This window comes from Mammaliicoccus fleurettii, from assembly GCF_003970575.1.
Classification (GTDB): Bacteria; Bacillota; Bacilli; order Staphylococcales; family Staphylococcaceae; genus Mammaliicoccus; species Mammaliicoccus fleurettii.
Genome location: NZ_RXWZ01000208.1, coordinates 1 through 622, shown reverse-complemented (window position 1 = coordinate 622; position 622 = coordinate 1). Strand labels below are relative to the sequence as shown.

The 622-nt window shown below is 31.4% G+C and carries 2 protein-coding genes; one reads left to right on the top strand and one right to left on the bottom strand.

What is annotated here, in order from left to right; translation table 11 throughout:
* The coding region (locus CD129_RS12345; RefSeq protein ID WP_144437023.1) for a zinc-binding dehydrogenase at positions 1 to 390 on the top strand (390 nt) is incomplete at its 5' end.
* An 87-nt stretch (positions 391 to 477) separates the two neighbouring features.
* Here the strand turns inward: CD129_RS12345 and CD129_RS12340 are convergent.
* Positions 478 to 622, bottom strand: a 145-nt coding sequence (locus CD129_RS12340) for a helix-turn-helix domain-containing protein (RefSeq protein ID WP_126577717.1), incomplete at its 5' end; no start/stop codon positions are given.

Below are 622 nucleotides of genomic sequence, written 5' to 3'. Positions count from 1 at the left end.
ATCAATTCTGGTGAATCAAACCCAAGTGATGTTATTAATAAACATACAGATAATGGCGTGGATGTAGCATTTGAAGTAGCTGGTGTAGCATCAACACTTAACTCTGCTATAGACATTACTAGAGCAAGAGGTAATGTTGTTATAGTGTCTATATTTGGTCATCCTATTGAATGGAATCCAATGCAATTAACGAATACAGGTGTAAAACTTACTTCGACAATTGCTTATACACCTACTACATTTCAACAAACAATAGATTTAATTAAAGAAGGTAATTTAAAAGTTAAAGATGTCGTTACTGATGAGATAGAGTTAGATGATATTGTGGAGTCAGGATTTGAACAACTTGTAAACGATAAATCACAAGCAAAAATTCTCGTTAAATTATAATATAGATTATAAAAACTAATGAAAGGAGAATCTCTAATTTGAAGATTCTCCTTTCATTAGTTTTCTTACTGTGATTATTTGTTTTTACTACTTCATTTTTATTATTCTATAAACAGTAGACCTGCTAACACCTGTTTGCTTTGCAATTTCTTCACCCGTATGTTTTTGTTCATCATATAAGAACTTGATTTCTCTTTTCTTGTGGTCAGGTAATGAAGGGCGACCACCTTTT